The sequence below is a fragment of the Colwellia sp. KU-HH00111 genome, from assembly GCF_040362745.1.
Taxonomy (GTDB): domain Bacteria; phylum Pseudomonadota; class Gammaproteobacteria; order Enterobacterales; family Alteromonadaceae; genus Colwellia.
On the sequence record NZ_BAABWO010000006.1, the window covers coordinates 95,071 to 119,478 of the forward strand.

At 38.3% G+C, this 24,408-nt stretch carries 23 protein-coding genes; 8 read left to right on the forward strand and 15 right to left on the reverse strand.

What is annotated here, in order from left to right; all coding sequences use genetic code 11:
* Positions 1–37 precede the first annotated feature (37 nt).
* Genes ABXG98_RS12250 through ABXG98_RS12260 form a run of 3 tightly spaced genes read right to left on the reverse strand, consistent with a single transcriptional unit; the run spans position 38 to position 2,649 of the window.
* Positions 38–679 (reverse strand): fumarylacetoacetate hydrolase family protein, encoded by a 642-nt coding sequence (locus ABXG98_RS12250; protein ID WP_353538978.1) that lies wholly within the window; start codon positions 677–679, stop codon positions 38–40.
* Between the two features lie 39 nt (positions 680–718).
* On the reverse strand, positions 719–1,441 hold the full coding sequence (gene hda / locus ABXG98_RS12255; RefSeq protein WP_353538979.1) for a DnaA regulatory inactivator Hda: 723 nt from the start codon (positions 1,439–1,441) through the stop codon (positions 719–721).
* Positions 1,441–2,649, reverse strand: a complete 1,209-nt coding sequence (locus ABXG98_RS12260; RefSeq protein WP_353538980.1) for a DUF2066 domain-containing protein — start codon at positions 2,647–2,649, stop codon at positions 1,441–1,443. Before ABXG98_RS12260 ends, hda begins: the two co-directional genes overlap by 1 nt.
* Before the next feature lie 207 nt (positions 2,650–2,856).
* Between ABXG98_RS12260 and purM the strand changes: the two genes are divergently transcribed.
* Genes purM through ABXG98_RS12275 form a run of 3 tightly spaced genes read left to right on the forward strand, consistent with a single transcriptional unit; the run spans position 2,857 to position 5,415 of the window.
* Positions 2,857–3,897, forward strand: coding sequence for a phosphoribosylformylglycinamidine cyclo-ligase (gene purM / locus ABXG98_RS12265; RefSeq protein ID WP_353538981.1), 1,041 nt, complete (start codon positions 2,857–2,859; stop codon positions 3,895–3,897).
* Between the two features lie 42 nt (positions 3,898–3,939).
* Positions 3,940–4,593 (forward strand): phosphoribosylglycinamide formyltransferase, encoded by a 654-nt coding sequence (gene purN / locus ABXG98_RS12270; RefSeq protein WP_353538982.1) that lies wholly within the window; start codon positions 3,940–3,942, stop codon positions 4,591–4,593.
* Positions 4,594–4,650: 57 nt separating this feature from the next.
* Positions 4,651–5,415: a DUF3108 domain-containing protein gene (locus tag ABXG98_RS12275; protein WP_353538983.1), complete on the forward strand. Its 765-nt coding sequence runs from the start codon at positions 4,651–4,653 to the stop codon at positions 5,413–5,415.
* Positions 5,416–5,533: 118 nt separating this feature from the next.
* Here the strand turns inward: ABXG98_RS12275 and ABXG98_RS12280 are convergent, their stop codons facing one another.
* From ABXG98_RS12280 to ABXG98_RS12310, 7 genes are all read right to left on the reverse strand, one after another.
* The gene (locus ABXG98_RS12280) at positions 5,534–6,538 is read right to left on the reverse strand and encodes a two-component system response regulator (RefSeq protein ID WP_353538984.1); all 1,005 of its coding nucleotides are present in this window, start codon (positions 6,536–6,538) and stop codon (positions 5,534–5,536) included.
* Position 6,539: 1 nt separating this feature from the next.
* Positions 6,540–7,790, reverse strand: coding sequence for a sensor histidine kinase (locus ABXG98_RS12285; protein ID WP_353538985.1), 1,251 nt, complete (start codon positions 7,788–7,790; stop codon positions 6,540–6,542).
* Positions 7,791–7,824: 34 nt separating this feature from the next.
* Entirely contained in the window at positions 7,825–8,259 is a 435-nt protein-coding gene (locus tag ABXG98_RS12290) for a hypothetical protein (RefSeq protein WP_353538986.1), read from the reverse strand.
* Positions 8,260–8,329: 70 nt separating this feature from the next.
* A complete protein-coding gene (locus ABXG98_RS12295; RefSeq protein WP_353538987.1) occupies positions 8,330–8,761 on the reverse strand; it encodes a cobalamin B12-binding domain-containing protein in 432 nt (143 codons plus the stop codon).
* Positions 8,762–8,803: 42 nt separating this feature from the next.
* On the reverse strand, positions 8,804–8,971 hold the full coding sequence (locus tag ABXG98_RS12300) for a B12-binding domain-containing protein (protein WP_353538988.1): 168 nt from the start codon (positions 8,969–8,971) through the stop codon (positions 8,804–8,806).
* A 91-nt stretch (positions 8,972–9,062) separates the two neighbouring features.
* Positions 9,063–9,416 carry an antibiotic biosynthesis monooxygenase family protein gene (locus tag ABXG98_RS12305; protein WP_353538989.1) on the reverse strand — a complete coding sequence of 118 codons (354 nt, stop codon included), beginning with the start codon at positions 9,414–9,416 and terminating at the stop codon, positions 9,063–9,065.
* A gap of 306 nt (positions 9,417–9,722) precedes the next feature.
* Positions 9,723–10,502, reverse strand: coding sequence for a class II glutamine amidotransferase (locus ABXG98_RS12310; protein ID WP_353538990.1), 780 nt, complete (start codon positions 10,500–10,502; stop codon positions 9,723–9,725).
* 225 nt (positions 10,503–10,727) lie between these two features.
* Between ABXG98_RS12310 and fadE the strand changes: the two genes are divergently transcribed.
* Positions 10,728–13,157: an acyl-CoA dehydrogenase FadE gene (gene fadE / locus ABXG98_RS12315; RefSeq protein WP_353538991.1), complete on the forward strand. Its 2,430-nt coding sequence runs from the start codon at positions 10,728–10,730 to the stop codon at positions 13,155–13,157.
* Between the two features lie 91 nt (positions 13,158–13,248).
* Here the strand turns inward: fadE and ABXG98_RS12320 are convergent, their stop codons facing one another.
* Entirely contained in the window at positions 13,249–15,069 is a 1,821-nt protein-coding gene (locus ABXG98_RS12320) for an acyl-CoA dehydrogenase C-terminal domain-containing protein (RefSeq protein WP_353538992.1), read from the reverse strand.
* A gap of 276 nt (positions 15,070–15,345) precedes the next feature.
* Here ABXG98_RS12320 and ABXG98_RS12325 point away from each other — a divergent pair, with 276 nt between their 5' ends.
* The gene (locus ABXG98_RS12325; protein WP_353538993.1) at positions 15,346–15,762 is read left to right on the forward strand and encodes an RNA-binding S4 domain-containing protein; all 417 of its coding nucleotides are present in this window, start codon (positions 15,346–15,348) and stop codon (positions 15,760–15,762) included.
* A gap of 33 nt (positions 15,763–15,795) precedes the next feature.
* On the opposite strand, the gene ABXG98_RS12330 is transcribed toward ABXG98_RS12325, so the two are convergent.
* The 4 genes from ABXG98_RS12330 to zwf all read right to left on the reverse strand — a co-directional run bounded on the left by ABXG98_RS12330 (position 15,796) and on the right by zwf (position 20,571).
* Positions 15,796–16,443 carry a bifunctional 4-hydroxy-2-oxoglutarate aldolase/2-dehydro-3-deoxy-phosphogluconate aldolase gene (locus tag ABXG98_RS12330; RefSeq protein WP_353538994.1) on the reverse strand — a complete coding sequence of 216 codons (648 nt, stop codon included), beginning with the start codon at positions 16,441–16,443 and terminating at the stop codon, positions 15,796–15,798.
* Between the two features lie 92 nt (positions 16,444–16,535).
* Entirely contained in the window at positions 16,536–18,350 is a 1,815-nt protein-coding gene (gene edd, locus ABXG98_RS12335; protein ID WP_353539170.1) for a phosphogluconate dehydratase, read from the reverse strand.
* Between the two features lie 52 nt (positions 18,351–18,402).
* Complete coding sequence (gene pgl, locus ABXG98_RS12340; RefSeq protein WP_353538995.1) at positions 18,403–19,098, reverse strand: 6-phosphogluconolactonase; 696 nt, start codon at positions 19,096–19,098, stop codon at positions 18,403–18,405.
* A gap of 3 nt (positions 19,099–19,101) precedes the next feature.
* A complete protein-coding gene (gene zwf / locus ABXG98_RS12345; RefSeq protein ID WP_353538996.1) occupies positions 19,102–20,571 on the reverse strand; it encodes a glucose-6-phosphate dehydrogenase in 1,470 nt (489 codons plus the stop codon).
* Positions 20,572–21,094: 523 nt separating this feature from the next.
* Between zwf and ABXG98_RS12350 the strand changes: the two genes are divergently transcribed.
* The 3 genes from ABXG98_RS12350 (at position 21,095) to ABXG98_RS12360 (ending at position 24,402) form a co-directional block, all read left to right on the forward strand.
* Positions 21,095–21,943, forward strand: coding sequence for a MurR/RpiR family transcriptional regulator (locus tag ABXG98_RS12350; protein ID WP_353538997.1), 849 nt, complete (start codon positions 21,095–21,097; stop codon positions 21,941–21,943).
* A gap of 39 nt (positions 21,944–21,982) precedes the next feature.
* On the forward strand, positions 21,983–23,434 hold the full coding sequence (gene pyk / locus ABXG98_RS12355) for a pyruvate kinase (RefSeq protein WP_353538998.1): 1,452 nt from the start codon (positions 21,983–21,985) through the stop codon (positions 23,432–23,434).
* 152 nt (positions 23,435–23,586) lie between these two features.
* The gene (locus tag ABXG98_RS12360) at positions 23,587–24,402 is read left to right on the forward strand and encodes a substrate-binding periplasmic protein (RefSeq protein ID WP_353538999.1); all 816 of its coding nucleotides are present in this window, start codon (positions 23,587–23,589) and stop codon (positions 24,400–24,402) included.
* The last annotated feature ends 6 nt before the right edge of the window (positions 24,403–24,408 follow it).

Consider the following 24,408-nt stretch of genomic DNA (forward strand, 5'->3'; position numbering starts at 1 on the left):
AACTATAAACAACTGTGGCTAGCGGTTAAGTGACAACTTAATTGGCTAGCCAAGTTTTACTGATGAGCACTTTATCTTGTTGGAGTACCTTAGCAACAAATTCACTGCCTGCACGAATTTGCCCAACACCTTTTGGGGTTCCTGTCATAACAATATCGCCATCAGTAAGTGTCATAAACGTTTGTAACTCAGCTAATATCTGTTCAGGTTTATACATCATTAATTTAACCCCACCAGCTTGCGCTATATTACCATCAATACTTAGCGCTAAATGTAAACTATCATTAATCGAATCAAGCTGAACAAAATCACTAAATAACGCAGCGCCATCAAAGCTTTTAGCACGTTCCCAAGGTAAACCTTTCGCTTTTAGTTTTGCTTGTAATGTGCGTTTAGTTAAATCTAAGCCAATTGCTACACCCACAAATGTTCCAGGCTTGCCCTGCGCTTTTTGTGTCGTAGTGTGCTGATATAAAAAACACAATTCAGCTTCGTAATGCAAAGGCTCGTGATGGTGCGATTGTAATTGCTCAGTAATTGCAGAGTTTGGCTTAACAAACACCACCATTTCATCAGGGATTTCATTCCCTAACTCGGCAATATGATCAACATAATTACGACCAATACAAATAATCTTAGACGGGGTAACTTGTGACTGCTCAAAATTAACAATATTCATAGTGTGCTCTTGTGAAATAAATAAAATAGATCTTAAATCCTAGGTAATAAGATTTAACACTTCTTTAATAAAAGGAATGGTAATTTTACGTTGCTCTCGAATCGATGCTTTATCAAGTATATCAAGCGAGTTAATCAAATCAGTCATTTCTCTAGAGATTCTATTGAGTAAGAAATTTGCGGCTTCATCACTGAGTAACAATCCTCGTTGAGATGCTCTAAATTGCAACGCACTCACTTTTTCTACATCACTGAGTGGTTTTAACTGCTCAGTTAACCCCCAACTTAATCGAGAATTTAAATCGGCTAAGGTGATACCTAATTGATTGACACTTTGATTGCCACTGATTAACAAACAGTTATTTTGCTCTATTACTCTATTATAAAGATCAAAAATGGCTTGTTGCCATAATTGATTTCCTGCTAACAACTGAATATCATCTAAACAAATAACATCAATTTGCTCTATACCATCAAGAACTGCTACCGATAATTGCAATAACTCTGCACATGACAAACAGACAGAGGTTTTATTTAATTGCGCAGCATAAGCGCTGCTGGCATGTAATAAGTGGGATTTTCCCACCCCTGCCAAACCAAACAAATAAAAACTATTAGGCTGATTTAATGGCTCTGACGCACTATTTTCAATAAACAAGGCTAATTGGCTGACCACTGAACGATTTGATTCACTTAAGAAGCTATCAAAGGTTTCATCATCAGGTAGCTGCACCGATAACGCCAGTTGTGAGGTGTTTTTCATTAATTTCCCCAATAAAAAACAGGCACACTTGACTCGCCATTTGCTGGCGCTAATGGTTCATCAAATTTGGCTAATGGGTCGATATATTGCTGTAACTGCTTATTTAATCTCAATGAGGCCAACCATGCATCAACAGAGCCAAGTAAGTCTAAATTAAAGCGACGTACTTCTCCCTTTGCACTCAATAGCGTAACCGCGTTGACCGAGGACAAGTTAGTTAAAAAATCGAATACTTCAACATACGTGGCTAACGAATCAACATTAGCGACCTCAATGACCAGGTTATTTTGATTTGTTGCTGATAAGGCATAGCGTTGATAAATCAATTCGGTAATATCATCAAGGCCTTGCTGCAATAGCACTTGAGGATTATCACCTTGGTATTGCTGACTAAATTGTTGCTGCCCTTGAGCTGTACTAACATCTATTAAGCTCCAATCTAATACGTAAGGTTGCTCGATAGCTTGTGCTTGTTCGCATAACAAGCCGCAGTCAGTTGGCACTAGCACATTTGTAGCACCTAACTCAGATTCAGACGCCATAGTCACCAAACTGGAATTAGAGATGCGCATAACAATAATAGCTTCAGCAAAATAGCGTTTTGATGCCGCAATAATAGGCTGTTGAAACCTTCCCCAAATATCACTTATAGCAACACTGTTTGCATCAGTTAAATCCATCAAAGGCATCAAAATGGGTAAGCCGCGCTGTGTAGAAAACTCATTTACCTTAACAGGTAAGTTCGACTCAGAAGCGTTCGACATAATAGTACGGGTTAATCCTTGCTCATCAATCAACCATAATAATATTTGCGGACGTAAACTACCCCATAAGGGTAAATTAGCTTGTTGAAATAATTGATTTATTTTTTCTTCATTAAAACTGGCTAATAAAAACAATTGCTTATCTTTGCTCGATTTTTCCGCCAGCTGAAGCGGCTTAACGTGGTAACGATATTGACTTAAATAAGCACCATAGTTTTTTAACGATTGCTTAATAACTTGATTGTTTAAAACACTTTTTTGCCCGCCTACTTTTAGCATCACGGCCGCGAGTGCTTTTTTTAAGGCACGGGCTCTGTCATGACTATTTTGTGACTCAATAGCAATGCTCGCTTGGTATAAACCTTTTACTTCCACCGCCTCTAGCGACTTAAAAGGTAAAAAGGCAACAATAACAAACAGTAAAAAATTAATTATTTTAAACATATAAAAGAAAATAGGCTATTTTGTAGTGCAGATATTATCACAATACCACTAATATATACCGCCAAATAAAAATATTTATCAATTTTAGATAAAGATTTTGAGTATATGCGTCACCGCTGTTAGAATACGCATCTTTTTAAACCTGAGTGGGCCTATTTTTTAAGCTTGTTTAGGCGTTATTCTATCGCTAATATTTTGAGGTTTCCCGTGAGCGAACAAAAACAGTCCTTAAGCTATAAAGACGCTGGTGTTGATATTGATGCTGGTAATGCCCTTGTTGAAAACATTAAAGGTGCAGTAAAACGTACTAATCGTCCTGAAGTTATGGGTGGTTTAGGTGGTTTTGGTAGTGTTTGCCAATTACCTACAGGTTATAAAGAGCCTGTATTAGTTGCCGGTACTGATGGAGTGGGAACCAAATTACGTTTAGCTATTGATTTAGCAAAACACGATACTGTCGGTATTGATCTCGTCGCTATGTGTGTGAACGACCTTATTGTTCAAGGGGCTGAGCCCCTGTTTTTCCTTGATTACTATGCCACTGCTAAGCTTGATGTTGACGTGGCATCATCTGTGGTAGAAGGTATCGCTGAAGGATGTATACAAGCTGGTTGTGCCCTTGTTGGTGGTGAAACAGCTGAAATGCCTGGCATGTACCATAAAGGTGACTACGACATCGCAGGTTTTTGTGTCGGCGTTGCAGAAAAGTCTCGCTTAATTGATGGCAGTAAAGTAGCAGCAGGTGACCAGTTAATTGCCTTAGGTGCTTCAGGCCCTCATTCAAATGGTTTCTCGCTGATCCGTAAAGTGTTAGAAGTCAACAACACAGATACCAGTGATTTACTTAATGGCAAAGCCATCAGTGAACATTTACTCGAACCCACTAAAATTTATGTTAAATCCGTATTAGCATTGTTTAAAGAAGTTGATATTCATGCCTTGTCCCACATTACTGGTGGCGGATTTTGGGAAAATATTCCACGTGTTTTACCTGCAACAGCCCAAGCTGTGATTAACGGCGAAAGTTGGCAATGGCCTGCTATCTTTGACTGGTTGAAAGAACAAGGCAATATCACAGAACATGAAATGTACCGCACTTTTAACTGTGGTGTTGGTATGATTATCGCTGTTCCTCAAGACAAAGTAGCACAAAGCTTAGACATTTTAACGGCTCATGGCGAAAAAGCATGGCACATTGGTGCGATTGCCGATAAAGACGATGGTGAAGAGCAAGTCGTTTTCTCATAGCTTGAATATAATACCAAGGTTAAAATTAATAAAGGAAGCTCAATGTCTAGCCGTATTGTAGTCTTAATTTCAGGAAGTGGCACTAATTTACAAGCCATTATTGATGCATGTGATGCCAGCGATTATCCTGGAAAAGTGGTTGGTGTAGTTTCAAACAAAGCAGATGCCTATGGTTTAACTCGTGCTAAAAATGCTGATATCGAAACAATAACGCTTTCACATAAGTCTTTTGAGAGCCGTAAAAGTTATGATCAAGCATTAATGAGTGATATTGATACACTTAGCCCTGATGTTATTGTACTTGCAGGCTTTATGCGCATATTAACGCCTGAATTTGTAAAGCACTATCAGGGAAAGCTCGTCAATATTCATCCGTCTTTGTTACCTAAGTATCAAGGCCTAAATACGCATCAACGCGCAATTGATGCCGGTGATACAGTACACGGAGTGAGTGTGCATTTTGTCACGGCGGAACTAGATGGCGGCCCGGTGATACTACAAGCTAAAGTTCCGGTGTTTGAAACAGATACCAGTGATGATTTAGCAGCGCGAGTTCATGAACAAGAGCATAGAATTTACCCTTTAGTGGTTAAATGGTTATGCGAAAAACGTTTACATATGAAGACAGAAGGTGACAACGAATTTGCCGTTCTAGATGGTAAAATTTTATCAATTTCTGGTTATGCGAACGACTAATTTGCTGTTAGTATAAAGGTAGTTATTTTACCTTTATACTTTTTTGCAGGATTGTTTGTGACAATTAAATCCCCTATCGCTTTTTTATTTTGCCTAGCACTAACACCCAAAATTGTTGATGCTGAAATATTAGACCAAGTAACTAACTCTAAACCCCTCTTACCTGCATTTACCGCGCAATATAATATACTCCATAAATCTGACGTGGTAGGAAATGCTGTGAGACAGCTAAGCTACCAAGGAGATGGTAAGATAAATTATCATTATCAAACCAAAGTAAAATGGTTAATTTTTTCTCAAAAACGAAGCGAAACGTCAATACTTTCAATTGATGACAATCAAGTGACCCCTCACCATTATACCTACCGACGTGAAGGAACAGGTAAAGATAAACATTATGAGTGGCTTTATAATGCAAAGAACAATACCGCACAAGATCTAGGAAGGAGCCGCAATATTGCGCCGCTTGATTTTTCAGATAACTTACAAGATAAACTCAGTTATCATCTTCAGCACAGGTTAAATTTAATAGCTAATGCCTCGCAACCACAATATGTGTACAAGGTTGTTAATACCTCTGGCACTATTTCAGATCATGTTTATCAATATGATGGAGAAGAAGAGTTGATGCTACCTTATGGTTTAATAAAAACGGTGCGTTTTAAACGGGAAGTCAAACAGAAAAAACGTATTACTTACGCATGGTTTGCACCAGAACTTGACTATTTATTAGTTAAACTTTATCAGATTAAATCCGGCAATAGTCAATTTGAGGCACAGTTATCGAGTTTAGAAATAAATGAGAAAACCAACTTAAAATAAACTATTCATCGCTAAGCTATTTTCTATATAAGCCCAGAATGCATAAATATAAAGTGCATAGGCCTGTGGGTTGTAGGTTGAGGTTGAGGTTGAGGTTCAAGACTATTCTTACTTCTTATTAATCATCGTAAATAAGGTAATTATTCTTACCACTTTTTTTAATAGCATACATTGCCTCATCTGCCTTTTTTAACAGTGATGTTGCATCTTCAGCATGCTCAGGATAAAAACTGATACCAATACTCACCCCAATTTTACACTGATGACCATCAAGTTCAAAAATTTCGGAGATAGCATGAATAATTGCATGACTAATACGTTTAACATCAGCCTTATCAACAAGATTAGAGGTTAAAAGGGAAAATTCATCACCGCCTATTCTGGCCAAGACATCCTCCGCTCGTATTAAATTTTTGATTCTCGTTGACACCTGCTGTAATAACTTATCACCAATATCATGACCGTAAGTATCATTAACCGCTTTAAAACCGTCTAGATCCAGAAAGAAAACCGCAACCAGTTTTTTATTTCTTTTGGCGCTTGCCAAACACAAATCTAACTGCTCTTGAAATAAAGCGCGATTTGCTAAACCCGTTAAATGGTCATGGGTGGCTATTTGATTAAGTTTTTCATTGGCTTTTTCCAGCTCTATTGTACGTTGTCTAACACGCTCTTCTAGGGTTGCATTTGCACTTTGTAATTGCTCTAGTAGATCACGATTTTTTTCTATAATATTATAACGCTCAAAAGCCTCACCAACGATGGAATCTAACTCTATTGGATTCCATGGTTTAGTGACATAGCGAAATATGTGTCCTTCATTAACCGCTTGGATTACCGCATTAATATCAGCAAAACCAGTCAACAACATTCTAATAGAATCGGGGTAATGTTTTTCAACATGTGAGAGGAATTCACTGCCGTTCATATCAGGCATGCGCTGATCTGAAATAATCACCTTTATCGGCTTATTTTTCAGGATTTCAAGCGCTTCTTGTCCACTGTTGGCAATATTAACGTGGTAATAACGCATGAATTGGCGACGCAAAGATTTAATGATCTCAATCTCATCATCTACTACTAATATCTCTTGCTTTTGCTCTGACTCAGGTAAATCAGACATACTATACTCCTGCGATAGGTAATAAGATTGTAAAGGTCGTCCCTTTATTAAGTTCTGAACTCACTTCGATACTGCCTTTATGACGTTCTGTAATTATTTTATACGCAATGCTCATACCTAGCCCCGTTCCTGCACCTACAGGTTTAGTGGTATAAAAGGGATCAAAGACTTTTTTCTTTACCTCTGTTGTCATACCACAACCAGAGTCAGCAAATGATAATTGAATTTTATCATTATCTTGCAATGAACCTTTAATTATAATCTCTCCTCCGGTTTCCATTGCTTGTGATGCATTAATAATAATGTTTAGAAAAACCTGGTTGAGCTCTGAAGGGTAGCATTGGATAAGTGGCAGATTATCTAACTCAAGGCGGCAAGACACATTATTGATGCTCAATTGCGGACTTGCCAAAGAAATTGTACTGGTTAAATTCGGCGCTAAGTCAACACTCTGAACTTCTGCTTCATCAAGATGGGAAAACTGGCGTAGATCGCCAACAATTTTGGTCACTCGCTCTAGCCCATTCTGAGAGCCTTTAACCAAATCCTCAACATCTTCAAATACGAAATCAAGATTGTATTGACTTCTAATTTTATGCAGTGGCTCTGACGCTATACCCGCTGACTTGCCCAATTCTTCAATACTTTGGTAGGCTTGAGCAACGTCGTCGAATGAGGTAGCAAGGTAATGTAAATTACTATTAACAAAGGCTAGCGGGTTATTAATTTCATGGGCAACACCAGCGACCATTTGCCCTAAAGCACTCATTTTTTCTGAATGAATTAACAAATCCTGAGTATTACGTAATTCGTTAAGAGTGTTATCAAGGTGCCTGTTTTTCTTGATCATTTCACGCTGAAGATTATTAATAGTTATGTTCTGATCTAACACAGTATTGTTCAAGTGATTAAGCTCACAAACATCATATTCGCCATAAACAATGAGCTTTTCGTTTTCGACAAAGCAATGAGCTAACAAACTAATATTTATCTCGAGCCCGTTACCTAAGGTTGCGATGCCTGAAAAAACTTTATACTCGTCATCTGGCTCTGTAGATAATAACTGCTCAAATGTAGGGTTTACTAAGTAATTAGCGGCACTCTCTACATCATCACCAACAATATCGAGCAAACCTCGGTTCGCATAAAGCATCTTTTGATGACAATCAAATACACCTAATACTTGGCTAGAGCTTTCCTGCATCAAGGTAGCAAATGGCTCAGGCCATTTCAGCGGATTACTAAACTTCATAGAATAAAATCATTTAGTGGCATTTTAATTAATCTTACTCATCAGTTAACTCAACAAAACTAGACTGATTGATGATAAACCATCGATATAATGGTTCAATTTCGAGATACGATTGTTTAGTTAGCTCTTGCTCTAGTAGTGTAAGCCAACCATTCAATTGTGCTGACCAGTATGTCAGTTGAAAGCCATGAGAGCGATATGCCCTAAATACCCAAAGCACAGTATCAACCAGAACCTCTGGATTATATTCATTGAGCATAGCTTCAACAAAACGGCTGTGATTACTATGATTATCTCGCATCATATCTTGATTACCTGCACCTACCAAGTCATCTAAATCTTCACGTTGCTCCAAATTTTTATTTAACCCGGCCGTTATCGTTGCTCTTTTAGCACTATATTCTACTATCGTTTCTGGTGAAACCTTTACTAAATTTAGAGCTGACGCTACTAATTGTTCTTTGTTCACTTACCTTCTCCTTTGATAAAACTATTTCAATGACTTCAAAAAATTAATTAGCATTTTAACGCTGTTGTTTTTATAGTGAATTGCTTTGCAAAAATTCATTGAGTGCTGCAAGATTCTCTACATAATAAACATGTGCAAATTGATTAGCGATATCCTCGCCGTTTGTCAGCAAACCTTGACCACCGATAATAATAGGCAGATCAGCAAACTCTGCACGCATTGCATTTATCATCTTTTTTAGCCCCATCAAGTTAAAATAGCTCGACATCGATAAGCCAATCAAATCTGGATGGTTTTCATGGGCAAAAGCAATTAATTCAAAAGTAGGCGTGTTCGCTCCAAGAAAGAAACTTTCCCAACCGGCCATTTCAAGAATATCACAAACCATCTTGGCTCCAACCTGATGAGGTTCACCTTCAACAGAGCATATTAGTGCTGTTTTGTTATTACTGTCTTGACGCGCTAATTGCGGATAAATTTGATTAAGTAAGCCTTCTGTCATCGCAGTAGCCATATGTTCAGTAGCAACCGAAACTTGATTCTTTTACCATAATTCTCCAACTTGATACAAAGACCGTCTAATAAGCTCCTCATATAACTCAGGAACGGGTATTCCTTCTTTTAAAAGGCCATTGACAGCATCAGATAGTTTAGCGCGTTGCCCAGAGGTTAAGTTTTTCAAATAATCATTGTAAAGGTCGTTTTCAATCATGATTTATCACCACTTTATACATGCGGGTTCCTTGACGTCCTAATCAGAAATAATGACTAATTACTAATTACTAATTACTAATTACTAATTACTAATTACTGATTATTTCGTACCTACCAAAAGTAGACATCATCGGTGGTTTCTGTCCTGATTCTTTGGCTTTTTTTAAATCAGCAAAGGCACGTTCATGCCCTTTTTTAAATTCTTCTGATTTAGTCCAGTTTTCAAAACAATCCATACTGTCCCAATGGCTTATGACAAGAAAAGCCGCATCAGGATCTTGTGATGCCATAGGTTTTAACACCTCCATATGTTGAAAACCGGGTATATTGTCAATTTCCCTTGCTCGAGTTGAAAACAAATACTCCATACGTTCAATATAACTTGGCTCACAAATAATGTTATTAATAGCGACGTATCCCATAGTTTTATTTTTACTGTTCATTAACAATCCTAACGGCAATTTAAATTATACTTCAACAACTTAATAAGTGTAGCCGATAATAATTAGAATGCTAATTTACTGATATTTAGTTAATAGAACTACCTGAAATAATAACAAACACTCGCTGTGCTAGTGAAGACATGAACAAATATTAATGAAGATATGGTGTTAGACCCTATATTGAAGATATGGCCCTATATGGTATTAAGCAGAAGGTAATTAATGGCAAGTAGCTAAGTGTATTGTTATCAGCTTGGGGTAAAATAAATTAGAGTAAAGGTATCCATACCATTACTCAAGTGACGCTTATTTGCCACCAATAATAGATTCACCTAAACAAAACAAGTGCCAATCGCCTGCATTCATTTTGTGCCAGTTTTCATCATCTGTAAGTGGTTGAGTAGCTATAATAGTAACAATATCGTTATCTGTAGTTTCTTCACAGAAATCTATAGCCACTTCAGCATCAATTAAACTGGCCTTGCCAAAAGGGGCACGACGGGTGATCCAGTGCAAATTATTAGAACAATAAGCAAATAAGCAAGCACCATCACTAATAATAATATTGGCAACGCCAAGCGCGTCAATTTGTCGTGCAAGTGTGGCAATATATTTGAAAAGATCTTCAGGTGTGGGCTCTTGAGCGCCAAACTCATAATGAAGTTGATCTAAAATCCAACAAAATGCATGCTCACTGTCAGTAGTTCCTATAGGTAAATGCAGTTTAATCGGTAACTTTTCCGTAAAAGTCTTAAGTTGACCATTATGTGCGTAAGTCCAGTTTTTTCCCCACATTTGTCGTATAAACGGGTGAGTATTTTCTAAACAAACACCACCAGAATTTGCCTGACGAATATGGCACACTACCGACTCACTCTTCATCGGGTATTTTGTGACTAAATCTGCGATAGGTGAATGAGCACTCGGGTTAGGATCTTTAAAACTACGACAGCCTTTACCTTCATAAAAGGTAATTCCCCAACCATCTTTATGAGGGCCAGTATTACCTCCTCGTTGCATTAACCCACTAAAGCTGAAACAAATATCAGTTGGCACATTCGCAGACATTGCCAATAATTCACACATAACTCACCCTATTAACTAAACCTAAACCTACTACTACAACTGAACCAATATCTACAGCAGTAACTCGACAGTTCACTAAACCTTAATTTTAAGCTAGCTATAACCACAACTTAAAACAAAACAAACGCTTGGTAATCCGGACATTTTAATCTATAAATAGATTATACAATTAAATAGTGTAAAAAATTCAATTTCTTTCACTTTAACAACATATAAGGATTTTTTGTGGATATCTGCCTCTGGTTAATTGCCGCCTTCTCGCTCGCATGGTTTATGAGCTATTCAAGAGCATCACTTTCAAGCTTTACCTTTGCTTTTTTAATATTGATGGCCATCGGTACTTTTTTCGATATTATTGGGTTTGTTTCTTGGTTACTCTTTGCCGTTATCATGCTTCCTGTCAACCTAGACAACATTCGTTTGCAATTTATCAGCATGCCATTATTAGCCATATTCAAAAAAATAATGCCGCAAATGTCTGATACTGAACAACAAGCCATTGATGCGGGCACTACTTGGTTTGAAGGAGAGTTATTTCGTGGCAACCCCAGTTGGACAAAATTACATAATTATCCTCAACCTCGATTGAGTGCTCAAGAGAAAACATTTTTAGAAGGACCCGTTGAAGAATTATGTGCCATGGTAAGTGATTGGCAGGTAACACATCAATTAGCTGATTTACCTCCTGAAGTATGGCAATTTTTAAAAGAGCACAAATTTTTCGCCATGATAATTAAGAAACAGTATGGTGGCCTTGAGTTTTCTGCTTTTGCTCAATCAAGAGTGCTACAAAAATTAACCGGGGTTAGCTCTGTATTAGCGAGTACCGTGGGCGTCCCAAATTCATTAGGCCCTGGCGAATTATTACAAGAATATGGCACAAAAGCCCAGCAAGATCATTACTTGCCGCGCCTTGCTAGGGGGGAAGAGATCCCTTGTTTTGCCTTAACTAGCCCTGAAGCTGGCTCTGATGCCGGTGCTATTCCAGATACTGGCGTGATATGCCAACAAGTGTTTGAAGGTGAAGAAATACTGGGTATTAAGCTTAATTGGGATAAACGTTATATTACCCTAGCCCCAGTAGCCACTGTGCTAGGTTTAGCCTTTAAACTTGAAGATCCTGACAGCTTGCTTGGTGATAAAAAAGAGATAGGCATTACCTGTGCTTTGATCCCAACCAACCTTGATGGCATTACTATTGGTCGTCGACATTTTCCTTTGAATATACCTTTTCAAAATGGACCAACCCAAGGTAAAGATGTGTTTGTACCCCTTGATTATATTATCGGCGGCAAGGAAATGGCAGGTCACGGTTGGCGGATGTTGGTTGAATGTCTTTCAGTTGGCCGTGCTATAACCCTTCCATCTAACAGTGCTGGAGGGATCAAAGCAACAGCATTAGCTACCGGTGCTTACAGTAGAATTCGACGTCAATTTAAAGTACCTATTGGTAAAATGGAAGGTATTGAAGAGCCATTAGCACGTATTGGCGGCAATGCTTATTTAATGGATGCGGTAACCACTATGTCGACCGGCGCTATAGATCTGGGTGAAAAGCCCTCAGTGATCTCTGCTATTGCTAAGTATCATCTAACCGAGAAAATGCGCTCTTCTATTATTGATGCTATGGATATTCATGGCGGAAAAGGCATTTGTATGGGGCCAAGCAATTACCTTGCCCGTGGTTATCAAGGAGCGCCCATTGCTATAACTGTTGAAGGAGCCAATATTTTAACGCGCAGCTTAATTATCTATGGTCAGGGTGCAATTCGTTGTCACCCTTATGTATTAGCTGAAATACAAGCTGCTAATCAAAGTGATGAAGCCTTAGCACTAAATGAATTTGATCATGCGCTGTTTGGTCATATTGGTTTCGCTATCAGCAATATTAGCCGAAGCTTATGGTTCTCATTTACTGGTGCACGCTTTTTGTCAGTGCCTTATCGTGATCAAACTAAACGCTATTATCAGTTATTAACTCGCTTTAGTGCAAATTTAGCCATGCTCAGCGACATTGCCATGTTGTCGCTTGGTGCTGACTTAAAGCGCAAAGAACGCATATCTGCAAGACTTGGCGATGTATTAAGTCATTTATATCTTGCCAGTGCTTGTTTAAAACGTTTCAATGATGAAGGCAGACAAGCCCAAGACTTACCTTTATTACAATGGGCAGTTGAAGATTCATTATTCAATATACAACAAGCTATTGATAACTTATTGAGCAACTTTCCTAATAAAGGGCTAGCATACTTGTTAAGGCTTATTATTTTTCCGTTAGGAACTTGGCTAACTAAACCGTCTGATACCTTAGATCATCAAGTAGCAACCTTGTTGCAAACCCCTAGTGACACGAGAGACCGGCTTGGAAAATGGCAATATTTAGTGAGAGATGGTAAAAATGTCTTTGGTATTTTAGAGCAAACATTAGAAGATATTATTGCATGCGAGCCAGTTTTTTCGAAAGTGTGCATTGCAATCGATAAGAACCTGCCTTTTTATGATTTAGACAAAGCTGCTGAATTAGGTTTAGCCGCTAATGCTATTTCAGAAAAAGAAGCGCAGTTATTAATCAAAGCCGAACAAGGCAGAAAAGCAGTGATAAGCGTTGATGATTTTGATCACAGCGAACTTATTGCAGGTGAAGCAAGCCATTAACTTATTCCAAGTTAATAAAACGCTCAGAGTCTACAAAGCAAAAAACGCACAAGCTCTCACTTGTGCGTTTTGGTTTCAACAATCTAAAACATTATGATATAGATATTAACGCTTGATCAAGTTGCATTAATGTTTTTGGATCCGCCATCATAGTCTTGGCTAACGACTTAGTTCTTGGCAACATGCGTTCAAAGTAGAATTCGGCTGTTTTAATTTTAGCACGATAAAAATCACGGTTTTCTACATCTGTGGCTAACTTTTCATAAGCAGATTGTGCCATTTGCGCCCAAAAGTAAGCCATTACGATGTAACCAGAATACATGAGGTAATCCACAGAAGCTGAACCAACAATGTCACGGTCTTTCTTCGCTTTTAGCGCTAATCTCAACGTATATTGCTGTAAGTTAGCAACTTGTTTACTTAATGGCCAAATAAATTTATTCATTTGTCGTTTATGTGGGTTACTTGAAATTAAGCTTTTGTCTTTACAAAATGAGAGTACTTCTTTTGCAAAAGCTTTTAAGGATTTACCACGCGTAAGCAGAATTTTACGCCCCAGTAAATCTAATGCTTGTATGCCTGTAGTACCTTCATATAAGGTAGCTATTCTGGCATCACGAACAATCTGCTCCATGCCCCACTCTTTGATAAAGCCATGGCCACCAAATATTTGCAAACCATGGTTTGCACTTTCAGAGCCAAGCTCAGTTAGAAATGCTTTTAAAATGGGCGTAATAAAGCCAAGGCGATCATCTGCAGCTTTCTTTTCTGCATCAGTTTTGGCCATTTCAATCTCATCGACAATCTTAGCGGTATAATAAATCATGGCACGACCACCTTCAGAAATGGCCTTTTGTGTCATCAACATTTTCCTAACATCCGGATGAACAATAATAGGATCAGCTACTTGCTCTGGAAACTTCTTACCTGTTAGGGCGCGCATAGATAAACGTTCTTTTGCATAAATCAAAGAGTTTTGAAACGCTAGTTCAGCGGTACATATGCCTTGTAATGCCGTACCTACACGTGCAGTATTCATAAAGGTGAACATACATTCCAAGCCTTTATTTTCTGGTCCGATTAATTCACCAACGGCATTATCAAAATTTAACACGGCAGTAGCAGAAGCTTTAATGCCCATTTTATCTTCGATTGAACCACACACAACATTATTGGCTTCACCTAAGTTGCCTTGTGCATCTGTTTTAATTTTTGGAACAATAAACAATGATATACCACGAGTGCCTGCAGGTGCGCCAGGCAATCTAGCTAATACAATATGAATAATATTATCAGTTAAATCATGCTCACCTGCTGAGATGAATATTTTGGTGCCGGTAATATTATAAGTACCATCGCCATTCGGCTCAGCTTTGGTTTTAACTTGCCCTAAATCTGTACCACATTGAGGCTCAGTTAAACACATGGTGCCGGTCCAAGTCCCTTCAGTTAAGCGAGTTAGATACAATTCTTTTTGTGCATCACTGCCATGAGTTTGTACCGTATTCATTGCGCCATGACTCAAGCCTGGGTACATAGCCCAAGACCAGTTAGCCGTACCCATCATTTCTGATTTAGCCATGCCCAGTGAAGGTGGTAACCCTTGTCCACCATGTTCAACAGGATGTGACAAACTTTGCCAGCCACCTGCTACATATTGATTGTATGCTTCTTTAAAACCTTTAGGGGTAGTTACTTTACCGTTATCAAAAGTACAGCCTTCTTTATCACCACTTTGATAGATAGGAAGCAGTTCATTTTCACAAAACTTGGCACATTCTTGCAAAATAGCATCCGTCAAATCGGGTGTTGCTTCTTCAAATTCAGGGTATTTTTTATAATGTCCATAATAATCAAATACATCTTCAATAAGAAATTTGATGTCTGTTATGGGTGCCTTGTAACTAAGCATATGTTGCTCCTACCGCTAAGATAATATTGATGCTGTAATCTGTAGCGCTATATTTGATAACGGTACATTTAGTCTCAGCATTGTAACTTTAGATACCCTTGATTAAACACTGGTCGTACCACTTATTCAAGTTATTTTTTTACTTTGAAAGAAAAAAAACACATAATTAAAACTAATACCCTGTTAATCAAGGTAAAATTTATAAAGGTTTCTTGAAAGAAAAACTGATAAAATAACTACTGTACCTATTATTTAGTAAAAAAAATTGAGCTATAAATGTCAGACCAACCCGCAAGTTACTTAGAAATCCAATTAGATCAACAACCCATTGAACTATGCAAACTCCTTAAGATTGCTGATTTAGTTGCCGGTGGTGGCGAGGCAAAAGTGGTGATAAGTGAAGGTTACGTTTTACTGAATGGTGAAGTCGAGTGCCAAAAAAGAAAAAAAATATACCATAATGATGTTGTTGAATTTAATGGTGAGGTAATTCAAGTTGTGATTAACGAGTCCTTAGCCAAAGAAACTGCGTTGCAACCCGCGCCCCCTGCTCCTAATCTATCACAACAAGCGCAAGCTATTGATCAGTCACAAGTCAAACAAGCGACAAAGAAAAATAACAAACAAAAAAAAGCAGTACCAACACCTGTTGATACTGCAAGCAGAAGTAAAAGAAAGCCTATTTCTTTTTAACAGCGCTTTGATGATGAATTACAGCATCAACATCTATTTTACAAAAGCGATAGCTTCATTTGCTAGTTGGGTGATTTGCGACCAATTTTTACTTACAACAGCTTGATTAGGCACTAACCAAGAGCCGCCGCAGCAAATAACGTTAGGCAAAGCTAAATAATCACGAACATTGTTTAAGTTAATGCCACCTGTTGGGCAGAATTTAATATCTGGGAATGGGCCACCAATTGATTTAATTGCATTTACCCCACCAGAAGCTTCAGCAGGGAAAAACTTTAAATGATCGTAGCCAAAATCTGAGGCATCCATTAACTCAGAAATAGAAGAAATGCCCGGAATTAGCGCAATCTCACTCTCGTTGCCTGCCTGTAATAAATCTTTAGTTAAGCCAGGGCTAATTGCAAATTTTGCACCCGCATCAATAGATTGCTGTAGTTGTTGACGATTAGTCACGGTACCTGAGCCAATAACAGCTTCAGGTAACTCTTTGGCAATAGCACTGATCACATCGAGTGCTGACGGGGTACGTAAGGTTACTTCAAGCACTTTAACATCTGCCGCTAAAAGTGCTTCAGCAATTGGCAAGGCATCCTCTACTCTATCAATCACTAATACAGGCACAATAGGCCCCATAGCGAAAAGATCCTTAGGCATAATTTGCCAATTTTTTGATACTGTCATAAATCCTCTACTGTTTCTTTGCATGCAATACTGAGTAATGCGTAAATTTCTATCATTAATATTTTATTATTTGATGGTTCTTTATTGACTGTTTATTCATCAAATAAAGAACAAGCACCGGTTTCTGCTGAACTTAAATTACGTCGCATAAAACCAAAAATTTCACGCCCCATTCCTTGGTGATGACCATTAACTTGAAAAATAGCAGCATCGCGTGCAGCTAATTCTTTTTCATCCACTAACAAAGTTAACTCGCCTGTTTCACCATCAAGATTGATCATATCGCCAGTTTTAACTTTAGCGATTAAGCCACCATCTAGTGCCTCTGGACACAAATGGATTGCAGCAGGCACTTTACCTGAAGCTCCAGACATGCGTCCGTCAGTCACCAAGGCAACTTTAAAACCTTTGTCTTGAAGCACACCCAAAGGTGGCGTTAATTTGTGTAATTCTGGCATACCTCGCGCTTTAGGCCCTTGAAAGCGAACCACAGCAACAAAGTCTTTTTCTAATTCACCTTTATCAAACGCCGCTTGTAATTCGTGTTGATCTTCAAAAACAACAGCAGGTGCTTTAATGACATAACTGCCCTCACGCAATGACGATGTTTTCAGCACTGATGTACCTAAATTACCTTTTAGTGTTTTTAAGCCACCATCAGCTTTAAATGGTTTCTCTACAGTAGCAATAACATCGTCATCTAATGATTTATCGACACCATCAACCCAAATTAGTTGACCATTTTCAAGGATAGGTGTTTGGGTATATCGTGTTAGGCCTCGACCACAAATAGTTTCAACATCTTCATGTAATAAACCAGCATTAATAAGCTGTTTAAACAATAATGCCATGCCGCCTGCTTCTTGGAACTGATTTATATCTGCCTGACCGTTAGGGTAAATTTTAGTGATTAATGGTACGGCGTGTGACAAGTCGTTAAAGTCTTGAAAATTAATAATGATGCCAGCCGCTTTCGCTACAGCAATAATGTGCATAGTTAAATTGGTTGAGCCACCAGTAGCTAACAAGGCGACAATAGCATTGACGACTGAGCGTTCGTCAACCATTTTACCAATTGGCATATAATTGCCTGACTGCTGCGTTAAACGTGTCACTTGACGTGCTGCGGCTTTTGTTAACTCGGTTCGTAGTGGTGTGTTTGGGGCAACAAATGAAGCACCAGGTAGATGAAGTCCCATCACCTCAACGACCAATTGATTAGAGTTAGCGGTACCAAAGAAGGTACAAGTTCCTGGAGCATGATAAGAGGCTGATTCAGCTTCTAATAGTGCTGCTTCATCAACTTCACCTTGGGCATATTGCTGGCGTACTCGCGCTTTTTCTTTATTTGGAATACCTGAAGGCATAGGACCTGCGGGTATAAATGCGGTAGGTAAGTGACCAAAAGTCATACTAGCGATCAGTAGCCCGGGAACAATTTTGTCGCAAATACCAAGCATCAAGGCGCCATCAAACATATTATGCGATAAGCCAATACTCGTGGCCATCGCAATCACATCACGGCTCATCAGGCTTAAATCCATACCTGGTTGACCTTGTGTTACCCCGTCACACATTGCAGGTACACCGCCAGCAAATTGTGCAACCCCTCCGGTTGATTTCACCGCTTCTTTAATAATTTGCGGATAGGTTTCATAAGGCTGATGAGCACTTAGCATATCATTATAGGCTGATACTATCGCGACATCTGAATGATTGAGGCCTTTAATGGTTTGCTTGTCTTCTTTGCCACATGCAGCAAAACCATGGGCTAAATTACCACAAGACAAGCTAGCACGATGAACCGTATTAGATTTTGCTGCGGAGATTTTCGCTAAGTACGCTTTGCGAGTTAGAGCACTTCGCGCGATAATTCGCTCAGTAATGTCTACTATTTCTTGCTTCATTGTTACTGTCATAGGTCTACTTCTTAATTTTTCAATTTCATTTTAATTGTGATCACTCAGCCCAATACACCTGAGTATCAATAGCTTGGTCTTGTAAAAACGCACGAATTGGCATTTCAAAAATATCACTATCGCTCAAGGCTTTCGTTAACACTGTTTTTTTACTGTCACCACAAAGATGTAAAAATACATGAGCACTTTGCCGTAATGCAGCAAAACTAAAGGTAATGCGTTGATGAGGTGCAGTGGTTGGCTCAACTTTTATTAATGAACTTTGATTTGATAACGCTAAGCCCGTGTGTATTTGTTCACTACATGGAAATAGCGAAGCAGTATGACCATCTTCACCCATGCCTAAAATCACAACATCTAAAGGCAATAATAAATTATCTACCGCAATATTTAGATCCGACAAGGTCTCGTTAGATAATGTATCACCCTGTTTTAAATGGAAAAACTTAGCTGCTGCTGCTTTATTTTGTAATAAGTTTTCATGCACTAGACGGGTGTTACTAGCATCTGAGTTAATATCAACCCAACGCTCGTCTACTAGGGTTATCGTTACCTTCTTCCAATCAATATCTTTATTAGCCAATAAAGTAAAAAAGCCCTTGGGTGTTGAACCACCTGAAACAGCAAGGCTTGCTTTACCTTTCACCGCTATAGCTGCTTGAAGAAGCTGGCTCACCTTGTCTGCTAGTGCTTGATCTAATTGCGTTCGTGTTACAAAGTTATTAATGTGATGCATAGTTTATTCTACCCACTGGCGATCATCTCGCGCGATTAACGATATAGAAGAAACGGGTCCCCATGAACCTGCAGCATATGGTTTTGGTGCTTCATTGGTAGATTGCCATGCATCAATAATACTGTCAGCCCAAGTCCAAGCTGCTTCAACTTCATCGCGACTTACAAACAATGATTGATTACCGTTTAAAATTTCAAGCATTAGGCGTTCATAAGCATCAATTACTCGTTGATTTTTATAGGTTTCATTAAAACTCAAATCAAGTTTATTTTCTTGGATGTTCATCTGAGTTGCTATACCTGGAATTTTATTCATCATTTGTAACTCAACCCCTTCATCAGGTTGCAAACGGATGGTCAATTTATTAGCCGGTAAATCACTATAACTGTCTTTAAAAATGTTATGAGGTTGGGCTTTAAAGTGCACAACAATTTCACTGTGCTTTGCAGGCATACGTTTACCTGTCCTTAAATAGAAAGGCACACCTGACCAGCGCCAGTTATCAATTTCTGCTTTAATGGCAACAAAAGTTTCGGTTTTACTGTCTGTATTCGCGCCTTCTTCATTTAAATAACCCGGTACCGCAATGCCATTTAAAAAGCCATCTGCGTACTGACCACGCACGGTTTTTTCTTTGATGTTGGTTCTATCAATAGGACAAAGAGCTTTTACTGCTTTCAATTTCTCAGCACGAATACTTTCAGCACTTAAATCGGCAGGTGGCTCCATAGCTAATAAAGATAAAATTTGTAAAAGATGATTTTGGATCATATCGCGCATTTGACCTGCTTCATCGTAGAAGCCCCAGCGACCTTCAATACCCACACTTTCAGCGACCGTTATTTGCACATGATCAATACTATTGCGGTCCCAATTGGTAGTAAACAGTGAATTAGCAAAGCGTAATACCAATAGATTTAACACGGTTTCTTTACCAAGATAATGGTCAATGCGATATATTTGCTGTTCTTTAAAGAAACGCGCGACCTGATCATTAATAACTTTAGACGACGCTAAGCAATGCCCAATTGGTTTTTCCATCACCACACGGTCTTTTGCCGAAATCAAGTTAGCGTGATCTAACCCATGGCAAATATCGCCATATATAGCAGGTGGCGTTGAGAAGTAATATATACGGGTATCGTTACCTTTAGCTAAGGTTGTCGCTAAGCCTTTATAGGCATCAGCGTCTTTCATATCTAACTGTTGGTACACTAAACGAGCAATAAAACGTGCTAGTACTTCTTGGTCGATTGCTTCTTTAACAAAGCTTTTCAAACTATCGACAACTATTGCCTTAAATTCATCAAGACTGTGAGTTGGACGGGCAACCCCTACAATAGTACTTTGCTCATTAATCAGACCACAAACTTCTAATTGATATAAAGCGGGTAACAATTTTCTGCGCGATAAATCTCCTAACGCGCCAAAAATAATGATTTCACTGGCGGATTGACAATCTAATTTTTTCATAAAAACTTTCTGACCCCGTATCTGAGTATATAAAGTGTTAATTGTGATCAGCTGATATTTTTCAGCTTAATAACAGCTAAGAGAATTAACGACTACTCATCAAAAATAATAAACAGCAATATTTGTAACTAAAGTACATATACTGCTAATTTAGCGCTTGAATGCTCATCAGTAAAGAACTTTTTGTAATATTACTACATTTTATTTAAAAAAGGCGCTTATCGTTGACTTTTTTGCTTGAAATAAATATCAGAACACTTTTTTTGTTCACTTTTCACAAAAAAACAGGAATGAATCGGTAAAAAATCGCTGTGTTGATTTATTAAACATTGCAAATCACCTCGTTTTCGCAGTATATTAATAACAATTATGAAATAAAATTTCATTTTTTCTGTTTCTTAATCAGAAAATAAATTACAGTATGCACATATTGCAATAATGAAATAGCTAAAATTAGTTATTAAACTCAACTTTTACGTCAAACTATTTGGCTTATATAAAGTAGCGCTAGGGTCACACAATAATGAACATATTAGAAAAGATCGCTAATGAACTAGACACTCTGAGCAAGTCAGAGCGTAAAGTAGCCGAAGTTATTCTCTCTTCACCAAGCACAGTCATACACTCAAGTATAGCGGCATTGGCAAAACAGGCGAACATAAGTGAGCCAACGGTAAATCGCTTTTGCCGTCGATTAGATACTAAAGGTTATCCTGATTTTAAATTACATCTGGCACAAAGTTTAGCCAACGGTACACCTTATGTTAATCGTCATGTTGATGAAAATGATAGTGCCGAAGAATATACTGATAAGATTTTCGAATCTACCATGGCAAGCCTTGAATTAGCACGTAAAAACTTAGACGCATCCTTGATTAATCGCTCAGTAGATGTGTTAACACAAGCTAATAAAATCTCATTTTTTGGTCTAGGTGCTTCAGCCATTGTCGCTCATGATGCACAGAACAAGTTTTTTCGCTTCAATGTACCCGTTGTTTATTTTGATGACATATTAATGCAACGTATGAGTGCTATAAATAGTCGCCAAGGTGATGTGGTTATTGTCATATCACATACCGGCAGAACAAAATCGCTAGTAGAAGTAGCAAGTCTAGCCAAAGAAAATGATGCGACAGTAATAGGTATTACCACTAAAGATACGCCACTAGCAAAAGAGTGCAGTATTGTACTGTCTGTTGAGGTTGCTGAAGATACTGACTTGTATATGCCAATGTCGTCCAGAATTGCTCAGCTAGCGTTAGTTGATGTACTAGCAACAGGGTTTACTTTACGACGAGGAAGTAAATTTAGAGATAATTTGAAAAAAGTAAAAGACAGTTTAAGAAGCTCACGCTTTGAACGTAAAGATTAATTTTTTGTAATAAACACTTAACCAGTGATAAGGATTAAAATGCCTAGAAGAACGAAAATTGTTGCAACCCTTGGTCCAGCAACTGATGACAAAATTAAATTAAAAGCCGTACTTGCAGCGGGTGTTAACGTTGTAAGACTCAATTTTTCCCACGGCGTACCTCAAGATCATATCGATAGAGCGAATAATGTTCGTGAAGCTGCAAAAGAATTAGGTGTCTATGTCGGTATTTTAGGTGATTTACAGGGGCCTAAAATTCGTGTTTCCACCTTCAAAAATGGCCCAATCAAGCTAGCAGTTGGCGATAAGTTTGAACTTGATGCCACCTTGGAAAAAGGTCAAGGTTGCCAAGAGAAAGTGGGCATAGATTATAAAAAGCTGGTGCAAGATGTGAGCACCGGTGACATCCTACTACTTGATGATGGTCGTGTTCAGCTTAAAGTACTTTCAACATCTCTAACTTCAGTGTTTACTGAAGTTACTGTTGGTGGTCCTTTGTCAAATAACAAAGGTATTAACCGCCAAGGTGGAGGGTTAACAGCGCCAGCACTAACAGCAAAAGATAAAGACGATATTAAGCTTGCCGCTGAAATTGATGTCGACTTTCTCGCCGTTTCTTTTCCTCGTGATGCTGCGGATATGCGTGAAGCCCGTTTATTAGCGCAAGAAGCTGGTTGTGATGCACGTTTAGTCTCTAAAATTGAACGTGCTGAAGCAGTTAATGATGACAAAGTACTTGATGACATCATTTTAGCTTCTGATGTAGTTATGGTTGCCCGCGGTGATTTAGGTGTTGAGATTGGTGATGCTGAGCTAGTAGGCAAGCAAAAGCACATTATCACTCGCTCTCGTCAGCTAAATAGAGTTGTGATTACCGCCACACAAATGATGGAAACCATGATTGAACAACCGATGCCAACACGAGCAGAGGTTATGGATGTTGCCAATGCAGTATTAGATGGTACAGATGCTGTTATGCTTAGCGCTGAAACGGCTGCAGGTAAATACCCCGTTGAAACAGTTACCGCTATGGCTAATGTCTGTTACGGCGCGGAAAAACATCGCTCAGTGAATAGCTCTAACCACCGAATTGATCTAACTTTTACTGAAACATCTGAAACTATCGCACTTTCAGCTATGTATGCCGCAAACCATTTGGAAGGTGTAAAAGCGATTATTTCATTAACAGAGTCAGGGCAAACCAGTAAATTAATGTCTCGTATTACCTCAGGTTTACCGATTTTTTCGTTATCACGTCATGATAAGACGCTCAATAAAACAGCTATTTATCGCGGCGTTTATCCTATCCTATTTGATTCAACTAATAGTGATGATGCCACCTTGAGCGATGATATTCTAAACATGGTATGCCACAACGCAGACTTAGTGGTTGGCGATAAAGTGATTTTAACTCACGGCGATTTAATGGAAACTGTTGGTGCTTCTAATACGTTAAAAGTGTTAAGTATCACTAAAAAGCATTTACGTTAATCTAATTCAATTGTAATTAATTAATGAGTTAAAAGAGCAGTTTACTGCTCTTTTTTATTGTCATTTTTACACAAAATACCAGTCTGATATTTGTTATATCTACAAAACCGTATTAATATATAAATAACTATGGTAAATGAGTCAGTAATAGGATGTTAAATAATACCCCTCAGGCCTATCGAGCATCAAAACCACCTTGGCTATCTTTTTTGTTTGTGCTTGGGTGTTACTTGCTGTCATTACCATCTCAGGCTCAAGATAAACTCATGATTGCTGTAGGTTTAGCCAAACCCCCTTATGTCTTTCAAGCAGACAATGCTGGATTTGAAATAGATCTTGTTCGTAATGTTCTCGCCAAGATGGAGAAGTCTGTAGAATTTGTTTACACTTCTTATGGTCATGCCCCCAAAATGTTAGCGGTAGATGAAATTGATGCCGTTATGACTATGAGCCCCAAAGTATTTCGCGATAAATCTCAGTTAAGTGATATTTATATTACCTATCAAAACGTTGCTATATCACTCAAAGAAAAGCAGCTAAACATATTAACAATCAATGATCTAGCTAATTATTCAGTGGCGTCATTTCAACAAGCAGATAAAATTTTAGGGCCTGTCTTTGAAAATGCCGTCAATTTAAGCCCTATTTTCCTTCAGGTAGCCGATCAACAACGCCAACCTAATCTACTCCTCAAAGGACGAGTCGATGTTGTAGTAATGGATAAAAATATCTTTAATTATTTTGCCCGTAAGTTAAAAATAGAATCGTTATCTAGCCACTTTAACTATCACAATGTATTCGCTAAAAGTCATTATCGAATGGCCTTCAAAGATAAAAGCCTTATTGCATTATTTAATCGCGCATTTCTTGATTACTCCAGCAGCAAAAGCTATCAACGCTTACTAAAGCAATATCAATTAGAGCAATATCCATTATCTTCAATCATATTTGAGGAATCAAAAATATAATGCTTT